The following is an 18386-nucleotide window of genomic DNA, read 5'->3' on the forward strand; positions in this document are numbered from 1 at the left end:
GTTTAAACAGTCTCGTTAAACAGAATGATACACTGCGAAGGGAAGGACAGACAGGTTTCAGAAGAGGTAGCGTGACCCATATCAGGGCCACGCGTTAATGATTACAGCAGATCGCCGATCATTTTTTCCAGTTTTTCCTGGTCTACCGCAAACTTACGGATACCATCCGCCAGTTTGTCCACCGCCATGGGGTCCTGGTGATGCTGCCACAGGAACTCGGCTTCGGTAATGCGTTCCGGGCGCGCTTTGACTTCGCCGGAGAAAGAGAGCTTACGCTCAATCGCCCCTTCGCTTTCCGCCAGTTCTTTCAGCAATGCCGGTGCGATAGTCAGGCGGTCGCAGCCCGCCAGCTCCAGAATTTCGCCTACGTTACGGAAGCTTGCGCCCATAACGACGGTTTCGTAACCATGCTGTTTGTAGTACTCGTAGATTTCCGTTACGGAAACCACGCCCGGATCTTCAGCTGGCGCATAGTCTTTCTTGTCGGTATTGGCTTTATACCAGTCAAGAATACGACCTACGAACGGCGAGATCAGGTAGACGCCCGCTTCGGCGCACGCACGCGCCTGCGCGAAGGAGAACAGCAGCGTCAGGTTACAGTTGATGCCTTCTTTTTCCAGCTGTTCGGCTGCACGAATGCCCTGCCAGGTGGACGCCAGCTTGATCAGGATACGATCGTTGCTGATCCCCGCATCATTGTAGAGTTTAATGATACGTTTTGCTTTGGCGATAGACGCTTCAGTGTCATAAGACAGACGCGCGTCAACTTCGGTAGAAATACGCCCCGGCACCAGCTTCAGGATTTCCAGGCCAATATTCACCGCCAGCTTATCGGTCGCGTCAACAACCTGCTGCGCGCGGTCGCTGCTCTGCTGTTTCGCCCAGGCGACAGCATCGTCAATCAGCTTACGATATTCCGGGATTTGCGCTGCGTTAAGAATGAGAGAAGGGTTAGTTGTAGCATCCTGCGGCTGGTACAGCTTCATTGCCGCGATATCTCCGGTATCAGCCACTACGGTGGTGAACTGACGAAGGGAGGTCAATTTGTCCGTCATGATAGAGTTTCTCTTTAAACAGCTTGTTAGGGGATGTAACCGGTCTACCCTGATGATAACACGACGCACTCACAGCGCAACCGCCTACATGCACCTGGCTGCCCTTGTGCACTGTTTGCGTATCTGCCGACGGTTGATGCGCAATTAAAGGATACCGCCGTATTTATGGTAAACTGCCGTTAATATTAGTCTGACAAGGTCATCTACATCATGGGTCACGCTTATACAGGATCATCAAAGCGTGACGGCATCAACAAGAGGGACGTTAATGCCTGAGTTTTTCAGTTTTATTAACGAAATACTCTGGGGCTCGGTAATGATTTACCTGCTGCTCGGCGCAGGATGTTGGTTTACCTGGCGTACCGGATTCATTCAATTTCGTTATATTCGCCAATTTAGCCGCAGTCTGAAAGGCAGCCTTAGCCCGCAGCCAGGCGGCCTGACGTCATTTCAGGCGCTGTGTACCAGCCTCGCGGCGCGGATTGGCAGCGGTAATCTGGCCGGCGTGGCGCTGGCTATCGCCGCAGGCGGTCCCGGCGCGGTATTCTGGATGTGGGTCTCGGCCATCATTGGCATGGCGACCTCCTTCGCCGAATGTTCGCTTGCCCAGCTTTATAAAGAACGTGACCCGACAGGCCAGTTCCGTGGCGGCCCGGCGTGGTATATGGCGCGCGGACTGGGAATGCGCTGGATGGGCGTGGTTTTCGCCCTCTTTCTGCTCGTCGCCTACGGGTTGATTTTTAATAGCGTGCAGGCGAATGCCGTCTCACGCGCGCTCCATTTCGCCTTCAACATTCCGCCGCTTATCTCCGGCATTGCTCTGGCGTTCTGTGCCCTGTTAATTATCATTCGCGGCATCAAAGGCGTCGCCCGCCTGATGCAATGGCTGATTCCCATCATCGCGTTATTGTGGGTCGCCGGCAGCGTATTCATTTGCCTCTGGCATATTGAGCAAATGCCTGGCGTTATCGCCTCGATAGTCAAAAGCGCATTTGGCTGGCAGGAAGCCGCGGCAGGCGCAGCCGGATATACGCTCACCCAGGCTATTACCAGCGGTTTTCAGCGTGGGATGTTCTCTAATGAAGCGGGAATGGGGTCGACGCCTAATGCGGCCGCAGCGGCAACGTCGTATCCCCCTCACCCTGTCGCGCAGGGGATTGTGCAAATGATTGGCGTATTCAGCGACACCATTATCATCTGTACCGCCAGCGCGATGATTATCCTGCTGGCGGGGAATCACGCGTCCCATTCGTCAACAGAAGGCATTCAGCTTCTCCAACATGCAATGGTTTCGTTGACCGGTGAATGGGGCGCCAGTTTTGTCGCGCTTATCGTCATTCTGTTCGCGTTCAGTTCTATCGTCGCCAACTATATTTACGCCGAGAACAATCTGTTTTTTCTGCGGTTACATAACGCAAAGGCCATCTGGCTATTACGCCTTGCGACGCTTGGCATGGTCATCGCCGGTACGCTCATCAGTTTTCCGCTGATATGGCAGCTTGCTGACATGATCATGGCCTGTATGGCTATTACCAATCTGACGGCGATTTTGTTGCTCTCACCGGTGGTGTATACCCTCGCCGGCGATTATCTGCGACAACGGAAACTGGGCGTAAGACCGCAGTTCGATCCGCGGCGCTTCCCGGATATCGAACCACAACTGGCGCCAGATACCTGGGATGCGGCATCGCGCGATTAAGCCGACAATCGCAACCATCGGTCAACTCTGCGGCGTTTTTTTGCTAAAGTCGCAGAAAATTCCCTGCAAGGACTGGATATGCTGATTCTGATTTCACCTGCAAAAACGCTTGATTATCAAAGCCCGCTGGCCACGACCCGCTATACCCAGCCGGAGCTATTGGATCACAGCCAGCAGCTTATTCAACAGGCCCGCCAGCTTTCGGCGCCGCAAATTTCCAGGCTGATGGGAATTAGCGACAAACTGGCGGATCTCAACGCCACGCGTTTTCATGACTGGCAGCCTCATTTTACGCCGGATAATGCACGCCAGGCGATTCTGGCGTTCAAAGGCGATGTTTATACCGGCCTACAGGCGGAAACGTTCAACGACGCGGATTTTGATTTTGCTCAACAACATCTGCGTATGCTCTCTGGCTTGTATGGCGTATTGCGCCCGCTGGATTTAATGCAGCCTTATCGTCTGGAGATGGGGATTCGCCTGGAGAATCCGCGCGGCAAAGATCTTTATCAATTCTGGGGCGATATCATTACCGATAAGCTCAACGAAGCGCTTGAGGCGCAGGGCGATCGGGTGGTGGTGAATCTGGCCTCTGAGGAATATTTTAAATCGGTGAAGCCGAAGAAACTGAATGCCGAACTGATTAAGCCCGTGTTCCTTGATGAGAAAAACGGCAAGTTTAAGGTGGTAAGCTTCTACGCCAAAAAAGCGCGCGGACTGATGAGCCGTTTTATTATTGAAAACCGCTTAACGAAGCCGGAACAGCTTACCGCGTTTGACCGTGAAGGGTATTTCTTTGATGAAGAAACCTCCACACAAGACGAGCTGGTCTTTAAACGCTACGAGCAGTAACGGCATCGCCGGATGGCGGTTACGCCTTATCCGGCCTACAAATCGACACCACCCCATAGGCCCGGTAAGCGACAGCGCCACCGGGCGCAATGGTTACTGGCGGGTCATCATCAGCTTACGCAGGGCGGCAAAATCCGCAGGCAGATGATGTGAAAGCAGCGGCAGATCGGCGCGTTCGGCGAGCGCTTCAGGCAAGGCCAGCGTTTCTCCCAGAATGGACTCCACGCTCTCTTTAAACTTCGCCGGATGCGCCGTTCCGAGAAACAAGCCATACTCGCCAGGGTTTAACTGGTCGCGTAATGCCCGATACGCTACCGCCGCATGAGGTTCCGAGATATAACCTTTCGCTTTCAGCTCGCGCATCGTCTGTTGTGTCGTAGTGTCATCCACCGCCGCATAGCCCAGCTCAGTCAGGCGCCAGATTTTACGGCGGAATAGCTCCTCCACGCGCGGCCAGTTATTCGGCTGGCTGACATCCATCGCATTCGACAGGGTCGCCTGCGTCGCTTTCGGCGCCCACTTCCCGTCATGCAGAAAACGCGGCACCGTGTCGTTGACGTTGGTGGCGGCGATAAAACGTTTCACCGGTAGGCCTAACGACTTCGCCAGCAGTCCTGCCGTCAAATCGCCAAAGTTGCCGCTGGGGACGGAGATTACCAGTTGGTTACGCGCCCCCTGCGGCAGTTGCGCCACGGCTTCAAAGTAGTAGCAAATTTGCGCCAACAGGCGGCTGATATTAATCGAATTAGCCGAATTCAGCCCCAGCGCCGTTTTCAGTTCTTCGTCATCAAATGCCTGTTTCACCAGCGCCTGGCAAGCGTCGAAATCGCCGTCGATCGCCACGGTTTCAATGTTGCCGCCCAGCGTACAGAACAGTTTTTCCTGCAACGGACTGATCTTACCGCGCGGGTAGAGAATGACGACCCGCACATTTTCCAGGCCATAGAACGCGTGAGCCACCGCCGCGCCGGTATCACCTGACGTTGCGGTCAGAATCGTCACCGGTTTGTCGCCGCTGATATGCGTCAGCATTTGCGCCATAAAACGCCCGCCGAAGTCTTTAAAGGCCAGCGTTGGACCATGGAACAGCTCCAGGCAGCCGACATCGCTTTCTACCTGCGCTACCGGCGCCGGGAACGCAAACGCCGCGCGGACGCGCTCTTCCAGAATTTGCTGCGGTATTTCATCGCCAATAAATGCCGAGAGGATCTTTGCGCTACGGCTGACAAAGTCCTGGTTGAGCATCTCATCAATTTCCGTCAGGCTAAACTCCGGCAGTTCGTGCGGAAAAAAAAGTCCCTGCTGTTTGCCCAGTCCTTGCGTGACGGCCTGCGCAAAGCTGACCTGCTCATTATGGTCTTTCAGATTATAGAGTTTCATTGATTATCCCACTACTCGTGCGCCCGCCGTATCCAGCCGGCAAATATGAACGAAGCCTTCCTGATTTTGCAGATAATGTTTGCTCAGCCAGTCCGCAACGCGCTGCGCCGTCTCCGGTTTATCGCATAGCGCAAACAGCGTCGGCCCCGACCCGGAAATCCCGCTCGCCAGCGCGCCGATCTCCGACACCGCCTGCCGCGCCTGGCTAAAGCCCGGCAGTAAACGCGCGCGGTATGGTTCGGCAATAACATCTTTCATCAGCGCGGCGGCAAGCTGCGGCTGCCGCGAGTAACAGGCGTGAATAAAACCGGCCAGATGCCGTCCATGCGCAATGCAATCCTGACGGCGATACTGCGCAGGCAAAATGGCCCGTGCTTCTGCGGTGGAAACTTTAATGCCCGGATAAGCCAGTACCCATAGCCACTCATCAAAGCCCGGCACCTGCTGACTAATAATGCCGTTTTCTTCAATCATCAACTGCATACCGCCAAGAAAGCACGGCGCGACGTTATCGTAATGGATGCTGCCGGAGATACGGCCTTCCAGCTCGCCCATCAGCGCCAACAGACGCGTGTCGTTTAACGGTTTGCCGCAGTGCTCATTCATCGCGACCAGCGCGGCGACGACGGAACAGGCGCTGGACCCTAACCCGGAACCAATCGGCATATTTTTTTCCAGCGTCATCGCCACCGGGATGGTTTTCCCCAATGCCTGGCAAAAACGTTCCCAGCACTGATAAACAATATTTTCACGCGGCTCCGGCGGCAGTTTATCGGCAAATCGCCCCAGGTTATGCAGACGGAAATGGTCCGCTGCTTCAACGGATACCACATCGCCCAGCAACGTGCCGTCAACGGGTGTGACGGCTGCGCCCAACACGTCGAAACCGACGCTCATGTTCGCGCTGGAAGCCGGGGCATACACTTTCACCATGTTAAACTCCTAACTTCCATGAGAGGGTCCGTAACAGATCGGCAAACACGCCCGCCGCCGTCACATCATTGCCTGCGCCGTAGCCGCGCAGCACCAACGGCAAGGGCTGATAATAGTGGCTGTAGAACGCCAGCGCGTTTTCACCATTTTTCACTTTGAAGAGCGGATCGTTACCATCAACTTCGGCAATCTTCACGCGGCACACGCCATCCTCTTCGATATTGCCCACATAGCGCAATACCTTACCTTCATCACGAGCTTTCGCCACACGGGCGGCAAACGCGTCGTCAAGCTGCGGCAGATGCGCCATAAAGGTGGTCACATCGCCGGAGGCGTCAAACTCGTCCGGCAACACCGGTTCAATCACAATATCGGAAAGCTCCAGCTCGCGGCCCGTCTCGCGGGCGAGGATCAACAGTTTCCGCGCCACATCCATACCGGAAAGATCGTCGCGCGGATCGGGTTCGGTATAGCCCATCTCGCGCGCCAGGGCGGTCGCCTGTGAGAGACTCATCCCCTCTTCCAGTTTACCGAAAATAAAAGAGAGCGACCCGGAAAGAATGCCGGAAAATTTTTGCAGTTCATCACCCGCATTCAGCAGGTTTTGCAGGTTTTCGATTACCGGCAAACCGGCGCCGACGTTGGTGTCATACAAGAATTTGCGCCGTGATTGCGCGGCGGCGAAACGTAGCTGATGGTAGTAGTCCATCGACGAGGTGTTCGCTTTCTTGTTTGGCGTCACCACATGGAACCCTTCACGCAGGAAGTCGGCATACTGGTCGGCCACCGCCTGACTGGAGGTACAATCAACAATCACCGGATTGAGTAGATGATATTCTTTCACCAGGCGAATTAAGCGTCCCAGATTGAACGGCGCGTTCGCTTGCGCCAGTTCCGCCTGCCAGTTGTCCAGATTCAGGCCATGCACATTGGTTAGCAACGCCTTTGAGTTCGCCACGCCGCACACGCGTAGATCGATGTGCTTGTTCTTCAGCCAGGTTTGTTGACGTTTAAGCTGTTCCAGTAGCGCGCCGCCGACGCCGCCGACGCCAATGACAAACACTTCAATCACCTGATCGGTATTGAACAGCATCTGGTGCGTTACCCGCACGCCGGTGGTGGCATCGTCGTTATTCACCACCACAGAAATGGAACGCTCAGAAGATCCCTGAGCGATCGCCACGATATTGATATTGGCCCGCGCCAGCGCGGCGAAGAATTTCGCTGAAATGCCGCGTAGCGTGCGCATACCGTCGCCGACAACAGAGATAATCGCCAACCGCTCAGTAACCGCCAGCGGCTCCAGCAGCCCCTCTTTCAGCTCCAGATAGAACTCATCCTGCATCGCACGGCGGGCACGCGCGCAGTCACTCTGCGGCACACAGAAGCTGATGCTGTACTCAGAGGAGGACTGGGTAATGAGCACCACCGAGATCCCGGCGCGAGACATGGCGGCGAAAACACGCGCCGCCATCCCAATCATCCCTTTCATTCCAGGGCCGGAGACGCTAAACATCGCCATATTGTTAAGGTTAGAGATCCCTTTGACCGGCAGATTATCATCGTCGCTGGACGCGCCGATCAGCGTTCCTGGCGCCTGCGGATTACCGGTATTTTTAATCAGACAGGGGATCTGGAACTGGGCGATGGGCGTAATGGTGCGAGGGTGAAGGACTTTGGCGCCGAAGTAAGAGAGTTCCATCGCTTCCTGGTAGGACATCGATTTCAGCAGCCTGGCGTCCGGCACCTGGCGCGGGTCACAGGTATACACGCCATCGACGTCAGTCCAGATTTCACAGCAGTCAGCGCGTAAACAGGCGGCCAGCACGGCGGCGGAATAGTCGGAACCATTACGGCCCAGCACCACCAGTTCACCCTTTTCATTACCGGCGGTAAAGCCCGCCATCAGGATCATGTGATCGGACGGGATCTGGCTGGCGGCGATACGGCGAGTCGATTCCGCGATATCGACAGTAGATTCAAGGTAATGGCCCACCGCCAGCAATTTTTCTACCGGATCGATCACCGTGACGCGATGTCCACGCGCCTCCAGGAGGCCCGCCATAATCGCGATCGACATTTTTTCGCCACGGCAAATCAGCGCGGCGTTGATGCTATCCGGGCACTGACCCAGCAGGCTGATACCATGCAGAACATGTTTGATCTGAGCGAATTCTTGTTCGACAACCATTTTCAACCGTGCAAGCGGGAATCCCGGCTGCGCGCTGGCAAGTCCTGCGAGCAGGTCAGAAAAAATACGTTCGGCATCGCTGATATTCGGCAAAGCATCCTGACCGCCGATAGTTTTTTCAATCATTGCCACCAGATGGTTGGTAATTTTCGCGGGGGCGGAAAGTACGGTCGCTACCTGCCCTTGCCTGGCATTGCTTTCCAGAATATCGGCAACACGCAGAAAACGTTCTGCATTTGCCACTGATGTACCGCCGAACTTCAACACTCGCATGGTTGTTACCTCGTGATCTCTGGTCGAAAAAAAAGCCCGCACTGTTCAGGTGCGGGCTTTTTTCTGTGTTTCCTGTACGCGTCAGCCCGCACCGTTACCTGTGGTAATGGTGATGGTGGTAATGGTGGTGGTGCTGATGCGGTTCATGGATGTTGTGTACTCTGTCATTTTTATTTGTCTGTCTTGTATTCCTATATTGGTTAAAGTATCTGCCCGCCTAAGTCAATAAATTTTTAAATTGATCACATTCCGAAACTTGTTCATGTGCTGCTGGCGATATATTTATTTTCAACCAATTCCCCCTGTCATGATCTCTTGCAACCAGACGTAATCTCTTATTATTTTAAAAATTACAGCACGTTATTTTGTTAGTTTTTTTTCAATATCATGGACCAAACGGTGCAACATTACCGTATCTCGCTGTCCCAGCAGGCCGATTCGCTGTTGTAGCCAGTCGGTTAATTTGTGGTCATCGGCCGCCTCCAGAGTCGTTAACAGACGTAAAAGGCGCGCGCGTAACGCCTGTAACTGCGATTCATCAGCAATATCAACGGATTCTGTGGTCTGTTGCATTAAACCTGCTAATTGATAGCAATACACCATGACCGCCTGACCCAGATTGAGCGAAGGGTAATCCGCCGCCATCGGCACGCCGGTCAATACATCCGCCAGCGCCAGCTCGTCATTGGTCAAACCGGAATCCTCACGGCCAAAAACCAGCGCGGCATGACGCATCCAGTGTGATTTTTCCTGTAATAAGGGAACCAGTTCAGCGGGCGAAGCGTAGTAATGAAATTTTGCCCGGCTGCGGGCTGTCGTCGCGACGGTAAAATCCACATCGTGGAGCGCGTCGGCAAGGGTGCGGAAAACCTCAATATTATCAATAATATCTCCAGATCCATGTGCGACCCAACGGGTGGCGGGCTCCAGGTGCGCCTGGCTGTCGACAATACGCAGGTCAGTAAATCCCATGGTCTTCATAGCCCGGGCGGCTGCGCCGATATTTTCCGCTCTGGCGGGAGCGACAAGAACGATTGTTACACGCATTTCATTACTCTTTTTGACTAATTTACAGGAAATTAGCTGGCGTTTGTAAGCATATTACGCTTCGCAAATTTACAAAATTTTAACGGATATCACTGAAAAAGCATTTTTGATTTCGTAAAAGACGCTACACTATTGCGTATCTGTACTATTGCTGTTTATGTTAACAGAACATCGTTATCCTGCTGTTTATTTAGGATAATTTAATTTAAAATAGATCCTGTTCTTTGGATTCATCACATTTATTAGTTGGCTTACGTAACTAGTTGGAATATTGCAAATTTGTGATGAAAGCTAGCATTTAGCTACGATGATTTCATCAAACTGTTAACGTGCTACAATTGAACTTGATATATGTCAACGAAGCGTAGTTTTATTAGGTGTCCGGTACGTCTTAGCCTGTTATGTTGCTGTTAAAATGGTTAGGATGACAGCCGTTTTTGACACTGTCGGGTCCAGAGGGAAAGTACCCACGACCAAGCTAATGATGTTGTTGACGTTGATGGAAAGTGCATCAAGAACGCAATTACGTACTTTAGTCATGTTACGCCGATCATGTTAATTTGCGACATGCATCAGGCAGGTCAGGGACTTTTGTACTTCCTGTTTCGATTTAGTTGGCAATTTAGGTAGCAAACATGCAGACCCCGCACATTCTTATCGTTGAAGACGAGTTGGTAACACGCAACACGTTGAAAAGTATTTTCGAAGCGGAAGGCTATGATGTATTCGAAGCGACAGATGGCGCGGAAATGCATCAGATCCTCTCTGAATATGACATCAACCTGGTGATCATGGATATCAATCTGCCAGGGAAAAACGGTCTCCTGTTAGCGCGTGAACTGCGTGAACAGGCTAACGTTGCGCTGATGTTCCTGACGGGCCGCGATAACGAAGTCGACAAAATTCTCGGCCTCGAAATCGGCGCGGATGATTACATCACCAAACCGTTTAACCCACGCGAATTGACCATCCGTGCCCGCAACCTGCTGTCCCGTACCATGAACCTGGGTACCGTCAGCGAAGAGCGTCGTAGCGTTGAAAGCTACAAGTTCAACGGTTGGGAACTGGATATCAACAGTCGTTCACTGATCGGCCCGGACGGCGAGCAGTATAAACTACCGCGCAGCGAGTTCCGCGCGATGCTTCACTTCTGCGAAAACCCTGGCAAAATTCAGTCACGCGCAGAGCTGTTGAAGAAAATGACCGGCCGCGAGCTGAAGCCGCATGACCGTACTGTTGACGTTACCATTCGTCGTATTCGTAAGCATTTCGAATCCACGCCGGATACGCCGGAAATCATCGCCACCATTCACGGCGAAGGTTATCGCTTCTGCGGCGACCTGCAGGATTAATTCGGTCCAGGCGCCAAACCGTAAAAACAGCCGGTAAGTTATTCTTACTGGCTGTTTCTTATGCCCCCCCTTCCGCTAAGCGGCCTCGCTTTCCCTCCTGACCTGCCGTTATGACGTACTCTTTTACATAAAAATTGTCGTATAGCGCTGTTTATCTCAGCTTGCGAAAGTTAAGGTAGTTTGTGTATTTACATTAAAGAGTAATATACGGGATTTGTTAGTCCCCAAAAAATAAGGGGATGCTCACAGGACGTGAGGTTTCAAAGGATGAAAAAATCACCATTATGCTGCTACCTGTTTTGTGCAGCGATGTCAGCTTCATCAGCCGCGCTGGCTGCTACCGCGCCGGTCTCCGCAGGCGTTATTCATTTCAAAGGCCAGATTGTCGAATATGGTTGTAATCTTGCGCCTCACGATCGCAATATCGAGGTATCATGTTTGCGGAATAATATCCCCCATTTACAGACAGTCGCCACACCGTCTGGAAACGCTATTTCGTTGATGAATGGAATCGCCACGGTACGGCACGTGTCGTTAAAAGATCATCCGGAGATTCAAAGTCTGATCGTCCAGTACCGCTAACCGCTTATGGCTCCCGCCGGGAGGAGTTCCGGCAGGCGGCGATTGCGCTCAGTAAAACGCCGCCCGCCTGCATTTTGTACTTTTCTCTCATTCGTATCCTCCAACAGCGATGTTCATCGCTTCGCTATCCTGTACGCTCTACGCGCTCGTTAAGCACGGTACCTATGATAGCTGTCATAAAATGATTGCAAATAAAATCATCACATTTACTATGGTTAACCTTACAAACAGCGTTGTCGCTCATGCATTGATAAGGTGAATACATTGACTTAAATATTCTTGTTGGCTATTTTAATTTACTTAATTATAATTTTAAGTGAATATTAAATTTATGTTTACCTTTTAATAGTCAACCACTTTATCAGCCATAATAATGGGGAAGATATGAAGCAGTTAAACGGCGGGAATGTGTATCGTCCCACAGGGAAAGAAAAAAACCTGCAAGCCATTTTAAATATTCATCGGCACGTTATTCAAAACATCTCCCCTGTCACTATTACGGCCGGTAAAACACTGGATATCAAGATTGATAATCAATCCCACATCCTGTTAATCACTAAAGGCGCTATTAAAGTATGTCGGCGTATCGACAGCATTGTAATGGGCTGCGGTGTCTCACCAATGATTTTAGGCCTTGTAGATGCCTATGCTGACTTATACCAGTTAGAAGAGAATTCAGACGTCTTTTTTATCGCCGAAACCACCTGTGAATATTATCCTGTGCCAGTAAAAGATTTTGTGGAAATAGCTGATGAAAAGCATCTCTGGCGTGACATTTCGAACATCCTGATGTACCGCATTGCTTTCATGACTAACCGTGACAGAAACCTTATCGGGCAGGACGCCTATAGCCAGATAAAAGCGCTGTTACTTGAACTGTGGTCGTATCCTGAAAGCTCACGATTTGAGATCAACGCCCAGAACTTCATACAGCAGAGAACCGGGCTTTCACGCAGCCGTATCATGCAGGTACTTTCAGAACTAAAAGCGGGGGACTATATAAAAATACTGCATGGAAGACTGTTAGAGCTTCGAAACCTGCCGGTTTCATTTTAAACGGACAAGCGTCGTATATTCTTAAAAATAAAGCAATATAGAGTTAAATAAATCCTCCAGGAAATAATAACTATTATCAAAAAAGAGATCTTGCTCTATAAATCCACTCATCAACCATACTTCTTTAGTGGTATTTTATTAAACTTTGTTACCGAGTCCGAAACTGGACTGCCGTTCAATATTGCATCAGAATTTTTATTGAGTTCATAGTTGATATACGTAGAATAGCCGCCTGCTTATCTACAGAACAGAAAGAAGCGCATACAGAGTAAAATATAATATTTTATTTTATATAGCTATCTTTATTTTTCAGCGAATAGAATCAGGCAACAATTAATATGTTTAATAAGAAAATTATCATCCTGGCAATGTTAACTGCCGTAGCATCCACACCGGTATTTGCCCAGAACACGATTACGTTCAATGGCAAAATTTACGATCAGGCGTGTACGGTTCAGGTTAATGGCTCCACGGATACCACCATTGATTTAGGTAATTACAGCAAAGAACGCATCGCGGAAAAAGGCGCCACAACCGATTACGTGCCGTTTACCGTAAGCCTGGTTAGCTGCCCGGAAGCAGGAACTGGCGTACCAACCCAGGCCATGTTCCGCTTCCACGGCGCAACAGATGATTCCAACCCAACGTACTTCAAAAACGCGGACGAAGGATCGGAAACGGGCGCCGCGGGTGTCGGTATTTCTATTCAGAACGCTTCACATAGCGATGTGACAGATAACACGGATGATGCCGCAGTAAACCTGCCAACCGACGGCTCGAAAGCAGACTTTACCTATTACGCCGCCATGGCAAACGATGGTTCCGCAACCGTAACCGGTGGAGATGTTAGCACTCAGGTTACGTATACCGTTTCGTATCAGTAAGGCATTCTCATCCTGATGTGGACAGGCAGGATGCCAGTCCATAGCGTAAAACATCTTTACAGAGTAAAAAATGAAACACATAAAGAAATCCGTGTTGGTCGTATTACTGACAAGCCATGTTGCCCATGCCAGCATTGTTGTTGGCGGAACCCGACTGGTTTTCGACGGCAATAATGATGAGTCGTCAATCAATGTAGAGAATAAAGACAGCAAAGCGAATCTTGTTCAGTCATGGTTATCGGTTGCCGATCCCCAGGTCACAAATAAGCAGGCGTTTATTATCACCCCGCCTCTTTTTCGCCTTGATGCCGGGCAAAAGAACAGTATTCGGGTTATTCGCTCTGGCGCCCCCCTACCTGCAGATCGGGAGTCTATGTACTGGCTCAATATTAAGGGTATTCCTTCTATTGATGATAATGCCTCCGCGAACCGCGTGGAAATCTCCATTAATACCCAAATAAAGCTTATTTATCGACCGCCAGCATTAACAAAATCAACGCCTGATAGCCAGAGCCAACAATTAAAATGGCAGACGGCAGGTGATGTTATTACCGTAAATAACCCCACTCCCTATTATATGAACTTTGCCAGTGTGACGCTTAACAGCCATGAAGTGAAATCAGCGACCTTCGTTCCGCCAAAATCATCAGCGTCATTTAAATTGGGTTCTACTGCCGCCCCTCATGGCACGGTAACGTGGCGATTAATCAGCGATTATGGGATGAGTTTAGAGCCGCATTCCGGTTCATTCTAGCCATTAACGACTTCACTTTACTTTTACCCTTTCAGGACTTTTACTGTGCAATTCTCCAGAGTAGAGCCCCGTTCTCAATTAGCGTTATCGTTTCTGTTTATATGCTGTTCCATAAAACCAGCGTTAGCGCATGATCATTTTAATCCATTATCGTTGGAAAATGATGAACCGGGCGTGGAGAATGTCGATCTATCGGTTTTCGAAAAGGGGGGGCAGGCAGAAGGCACCTATAATGTTGATATTTATATTAATAACACCAGTGTTGAAACAAAAAATATTGCCTTTAAAAATAAAAAATTAGCAGATAATAAGCTCTCCCTACAGCCGTGTCTTAGCGTTGAACAACTCAAGCAGTGGGGCGTAAAAACAGAAAACTTCCCCGAGCTTAAAAATGACCCAAACGGGTGTACCGATCTTAGTCTGCTGGCTGGCGCTGTAGCAAAGTTTAATGTCATCGGTAACCGGCTGGATTTAGCGATCCCTCAAATCGCGTTGATCGCCGACCCGCGAGAATTCGTCCCTACCAGCGAATGGGATGAAGGCATTAATGCTTTTTTGCTGAACTACAGTTTTACCGGATCGCAGGATCACGATATTGATGAAAATCGGACGGAAAATAGCGAATACGCTAACCTGCGCCCTGGTATTAACATTGGCGCATGGCGTTTTCGTAACTACTCAACCTGGAATCATGACAGCGATGGGCAAAATAGCTGGGATTCTGCCTACACCTATGTTTCTCGCGATATCGAATTTTTAAAAGGACAGCTGATCGCCGGGGAAAATAACACGCCCGCGGACGTCTTTGACAGTATTTCATTTAAGGGCGTACAGATCTCTTCTGATGACGATATGTTGCCGGACAGTATGAAAGGGTTCGCCCCGGTCATTCGCGGGGTGGCCAAAAGCAGCGCGCAGGTAACCGTTGAACAAAACGGTTATACCATCTACAAAACTAACGTTCCGGCGGGTCCATTCGCCATTAATGATCTTTATCCAACCGGCGGTTCGGGCGACCTGTACGTCACCATCAAAGAATCCGATGGTTCTGAACAGCATTTCATTGTGCCCTACGCCAGCGTTCCGGTATTACAGCGTGAAGGCCACCTGAAATACGACCTGACGGTAGGCCGCACGCGTTCATCAGATACGCATTCCGCGCAACAGAACTTCGCTGAACTGACGGCCTTATACGGATTAGCAGGCGGCATAACCGCCTATGGCGGAATAGAGAGTACGCTGAGCAATGATGTTTATCATGCGGCGCTCATCGGGACAGGCTTAAACCTTGGCGATCTGGGCGCATTGTCTTTAGACGTCACCAACTCATGGTCAAAAATTAAAGCAGGCGATGTGGTTAGCGATACGCTTACCGGACAATCCTGGCGTATTCGTTACAGCAAAGATATTCAGTCAACAGGCACCAATTTCACTGTCGCCGGCTACCGTTATTCGACCAAAGATTACTACGCTCTTGAGGATGTGCTGGATACCTATAGCGATAATAGTCACTATGATCATGTACGTAATCGCACCGACCTGTCGTTATCGCAAGACATTATCTACGGTTCCATTTCACTCACTTTATATAATGAAGATTACTGGAATGACACTCATACCACATCATTAGGTATTGGCTATAACAACACATGGCATAACGTAAGCTATGGCATTAACTATTCTTATACGCTGAACGCCGATAATTCTCAGGATGAAGACGACGATACGGAAGACAGTAATGACCAGCAAATTTCAATCAATATTAGTATTCCGTTAGATGCCTTTATGCCGTCAACGTATGCCACCTACAATATGAATTCCGCGAAAGACGGCGATACCACGCATACTGTCGGTTTAAACGGAACAGCGCTGGCACAGAAAAATCTCTCATGGAGCGTTCAGGAAGGTTATTCCTCTCAAGAGAAAGCCACCAGCGGTAATGTGAGCGCAACCTATAACGGGACGTATGCGGATATTAACGGCGGATATAGCTACGATAATCATATGCGCCGTCTGAATTATGGCGTTCAGGGCGGCGTACTGTTACATCGAAATGGCCTGACACTATCCCAGCCAATGGACGACACCATCATATTGGTTAAAGCCCCTGGCGCAGCGGGTGTCCCCGTGAATAACGAAACGGGCGTGGACACCGATTTTCGGGGGTATGCCGTCGTACCTTATGCTTCGCCTTACCATCGTAATGAAGTGTCTTTAGATACGACTGGCATTAGAAAAAATATTGAGCTCATTGATACCAGTAAAACACTGGTGCCTACCCGTGGCGCGGTGGTCAGGGCTGAATATAAAACCAATATTGGTTACAAGGCATTGATGGTATTAACCCGCATAAACAATCTGCCTGTTCCTTTTGGCGCGACCGTCTCGTCTTTAACAAAACCAGACAATCACAGCAGTTTTGTTGGTGATGCGGGGCAAGCCTGGTTAACCGGACTGGAAAAACAAGGGCGGTTATTAGTGAAGTGGGGGCCAACAGCAGCAGACCAGTGTCAGGTCTCTTATCGTATACCGAGCTCCCCCTCCGCTTCTGGCGTAGAAATCTTACACGAGCAATGCCAGTGATTCTGGTGGGATAAAAGATGAATATGAACAGATTTGCTGCATTAGCCACCCTGTTAACGTTCACGGGTCTGGCATTATGGTCGCCCTCGATCAGCGCGGCATACAATACCGCAGATGCCGTAGACATTAACGTTACGGGATTAATTTATGCCGATCCGTGTACCGTTACGGTACCTGACACGATCTCTCTTGGACAATATGCCCGGGCGGATATCGCCGTGGCCGGCGGCAATACCGCCACCATTCCTTTCACCATAAAAATGACGAATTGCCCGGCAACGACCACAAAAGCCGCGATTTCATTTAACGGCGTACCTTATCCCGATCCAAATTATGCTTCTGCGATTTATGCAAACAGCGCGGCCAATCCGGCGCAGGATTTAGGATTACAGCTTTTTAACCTGGACGGTAAAAGTCTGGTCAATCTGGCCAACAACGTCACTTACACGGTGGATATCAACAGTAATACCCATGAAGCCAATTTGCCTGTCGCCGCAAGGATGTATACCCCGCACGGAAAAGTCACGGCAGGGGATTTCACGTCCGTTGTGACGATCACTATTGCATGGCAATAACATCTTTCTATTTCACCTGGTATAAAAGCAGGAATTTTTCATGAGAAGGTTATATCTGGCGCTTATTCTGCTGCTCGCGTATTCCGTTCATAGTTACGCCTCCTGTAAACGTTCCGGTAATGAAGGCGCGATCACTATCACCCCGCCGTCGCAGCTTGTGGTGGATAGCCACGCCTATACCGCAGGCGAGGTGTTGTGGCAATCGGGCTGGGTTTCCACCTCCGAAGTCACAATGGATGGCTGTAGTCGCGATTATAAGGTCGGTTTTTTATATGAACCCGGTAGCGCGCAGTCAAATGCATCAGCGACAATCAATGCGAATGACGGGAACAACACACCGGTATTTAGCACCGGGATTTCCGGCGTGGGCATTGCGATTAAAACCCAAACGAATGCTGGCCCTTACGATAATGTCATGCCAATCGATAATACCTACCATAATGGCGATGGCAATAAAACACACCATGCGATGGCTCCCGCCTACAATGTTGAACTGGTCGCCTTAGGCGGTCCGATCACCTCCGGTACCGCGACATTCCAAAGCCCACTGGCGCGCGTATCTTTTCGCGATAGCGCAACGGAAGACTCCGGCGGCGATATCCTGACCCATCTGTATTTGGGGAATACGCAATTGATTATGAAAGCGATGGGATGTCGGGTAGAAACACCTGCCATCACCGTTGATTTAGGCAGCGTCAATTTAGGCAGTTTCGCTAACAGTCAAACCGCGGGCACAGGCGAGCAGGATATCTTATTGACCTGCGAACAAGGCACCGCCATTTCCGCATCGTTAAGCGCCCAGCCTGCCAGCGGAAATAATCCTGATAATTCAGTCATCCAGTTGAGCAATGCAAGCGCGCCAACCAGCGCAACCGGCGTTGGCGTACAGTTGGGTATTCAGGCGCCGGACGCCGGTTTCTTTACCGACAGTTTGCCAATCAATCAAAAAATTGATCTCTTTACTCACACGATTACCACCAATGCCGATGGCAGCCAGACGGTTAACGGCGGAACCATGAATATGTCGACTACCCTGAAAATTAGCGCGCGCTACTATAAAACCGCCGCCACGGTAACGGCCGGGCAAGCGAATGCCACGGCAACATTAAACCTGACCTATAACTAACGGCATCACATTTTCTGGCGCTGCGCGGGAAAACGTTAACGCGC

The 18386-nt window shown here is 50.5% G+C and carries 17 protein-coding genes and 1 other annotated feature; of the genes, 10 read left to right on the forward strand and 7 right to left on the reverse strand.

Annotated elements, in window-relative coordinates; translation table 11 throughout:
* Window positions 1-101 precede the first annotated feature (101 nt).
* Window positions 102-1055, reverse strand: a complete 954-nt coding sequence (tal, locus tag K8W53_RS19635; RefSeq protein ID WP_000130175.1) for a transaldolase — start codon at window positions 1053-1055, stop codon at window positions 102-104.
* A 268-nt stretch (window positions 1056-1323) separates the two neighbouring features.
* On the opposite strand from tal, the gene K8W53_RS19640 reads away from it, so the two are divergent.
* Together K8W53_RS19640 and yaaA are read left to right on the forward strand one after the other, a co-directional pair.
* Entirely contained in the window at window positions 1324-2754 is a 1431-nt protein-coding gene (locus K8W53_RS19640) for an alanine/glycine:cation symporter family protein (RefSeq protein ID WP_001113812.1), read from the forward strand.
* Between the two features lie 78 nt (window positions 2755-2832).
* A complete protein-coding gene (gene yaaA / locus K8W53_RS19645; RefSeq protein WP_000906175.1) occupies window positions 2833-3606 on the forward strand; it encodes a peroxide stress protein YaaA in 774 nt (257 codons plus the stop codon).
* A gap of 93 nt (window positions 3607-3699) precedes the next feature.
* Here the strand turns inward: yaaA and thrC are convergent, their stop codons facing one another.
* From thrC to yjjY, 6 genes are all read right to left on the reverse strand, one after another.
* Window positions 3700-4986, reverse strand: a complete 1287-nt coding sequence (gene thrC, locus K8W53_RS19650; protein WP_000781110.1) for a threonine synthase — start codon at window positions 4984-4986, stop codon at window positions 3700-3702.
* Between the two features lie 3 nt (window positions 4987-4989).
* Entirely contained in the window at window positions 4990-5919 is a 930-nt protein-coding gene (thrB, locus tag K8W53_RS19655) for a homoserine kinase (RefSeq protein WP_000241685.1), read from the reverse strand.
* 1 nt (window position 5920) lies between these two features.
* Complete coding sequence (thrA, locus tag K8W53_RS19660; RefSeq protein WP_023216929.1) at window positions 5921-8383, reverse strand: bifunctional aspartate kinase/homoserine dehydrogenase I; 2463 nt, start codon at window positions 8381-8383, stop codon at window positions 5921-5923.
* Between the two features lie 25 nt (window positions 8384-8408).
* Window positions 8409-8529 (reverse strand) — a sequence feature (Thr leader region).
* Window positions 8465-8530 (reverse strand): thr operon leader peptide, encoded by a 66-nt coding sequence (gene thrL, locus K8W53_RS19665; protein ID WP_001575544.1) that lies wholly within the window; start codon window positions 8528-8530, stop codon window positions 8465-8467. (Overlaps the previous feature by 65 nt.)
* Before the next feature lie 213 nt (window positions 8531-8743).
* Window positions 8744-9430, reverse strand: coding sequence for a tRNA/rRNA methyltransferase (locus K8W53_RS19670; RefSeq protein ID WP_023224456.1), 687 nt, complete (start codon window positions 9428-9430; stop codon window positions 8744-8746).
* A gap of 399 nt (window positions 9431-9829) precedes the next feature.
* Window positions 9830-9970: a protein YjjY gene (gene yjjY / locus K8W53_RS19675; protein WP_001541509.1), complete on the reverse strand. Its 141-nt coding sequence runs from the start codon at window positions 9968-9970 to the stop codon at window positions 9830-9832.
* Between the two features lie 95 nt (window positions 9971-10065).
* Here yjjY and arcA point away from each other — a divergent pair, with 95 nt between their 5' ends.
* From arcA to sthE, 8 genes are all read left to right on the forward strand, one after another.
* A complete protein-coding gene (gene arcA / locus K8W53_RS19680; RefSeq protein ID WP_001194359.1) occupies window positions 10066-10782 on the forward strand; it encodes a two-component system response regulator ArcA in 717 nt (238 codons plus the stop codon).
* 267 nt (window positions 10783-11049) lie between these two features.
* Window positions 11050-11364, forward strand: a complete 315-nt coding sequence (locus K8W53_RS19685; RefSeq protein ID WP_000749515.1) for a hypothetical protein — start codon at window positions 11050-11052, stop codon at window positions 11362-11364.
* Window positions 11365-11748: 384 nt separating this feature from the next.
* Window positions 11749-12420 carry a winged helix-turn-helix transcriptional regulator gene (locus K8W53_RS19690; RefSeq protein ID WP_000811635.1) on the forward strand — a complete coding sequence of 224 codons (672 nt, stop codon included), beginning with the start codon at window positions 11749-11751 and terminating at the stop codon, window positions 12418-12420.
* Window positions 12421-12758: 338 nt separating this feature from the next.
* Window positions 12759-13304: a fimbrial protein gene (locus K8W53_RS19695; protein WP_001727855.1), complete on the forward strand. Its 546-nt coding sequence runs from the start codon at window positions 12759-12761 to the stop codon at window positions 13302-13304.
* Window positions 13305-13374: 70 nt separating this feature from the next.
* Window positions 13375-14058, forward strand: coding sequence for a fimbrial biogenesis chaperone SthA (gene sthA / locus K8W53_RS19700; RefSeq protein ID WP_000680522.1), 684 nt, complete (start codon window positions 13375-13377; stop codon window positions 14056-14058).
* Between the two features lie 45 nt (window positions 14059-14103).
* Window positions 14104-16641, forward strand: a complete 2538-nt coding sequence (locus K8W53_RS19705) for a fimbrial outer membrane usher protein (RefSeq protein WP_023224457.1) — start codon at window positions 14104-14106, stop codon at window positions 16639-16641.
* Between the two features lie 17 nt (window positions 16642-16658).
* Complete coding sequence (locus K8W53_RS19710; protein WP_023224458.1) at window positions 16659-17216, forward strand: fimbrial protein; 558 nt, start codon at window positions 16659-16661, stop codon at window positions 17214-17216.
* 40 nt (window positions 17217-17256) lie between these two features.
* Window positions 17257-18342 (forward strand): fimbrial major subunit SthE, encoded by a 1086-nt coding sequence (gene sthE, locus K8W53_RS19715; RefSeq protein WP_023224459.1) that lies wholly within the window; start codon window positions 17257-17259, stop codon window positions 18340-18342.
* Window positions 18343-18386 lie beyond the last annotated feature (44 nt).

Source organism: Salmonella sp. A29-2 (assembly GCF_020150755.1).
Classification (GTDB): Bacteria; Pseudomonadota; Gammaproteobacteria; order Enterobacterales; family Enterobacteriaceae; genus Salmonella; species Salmonella enterica.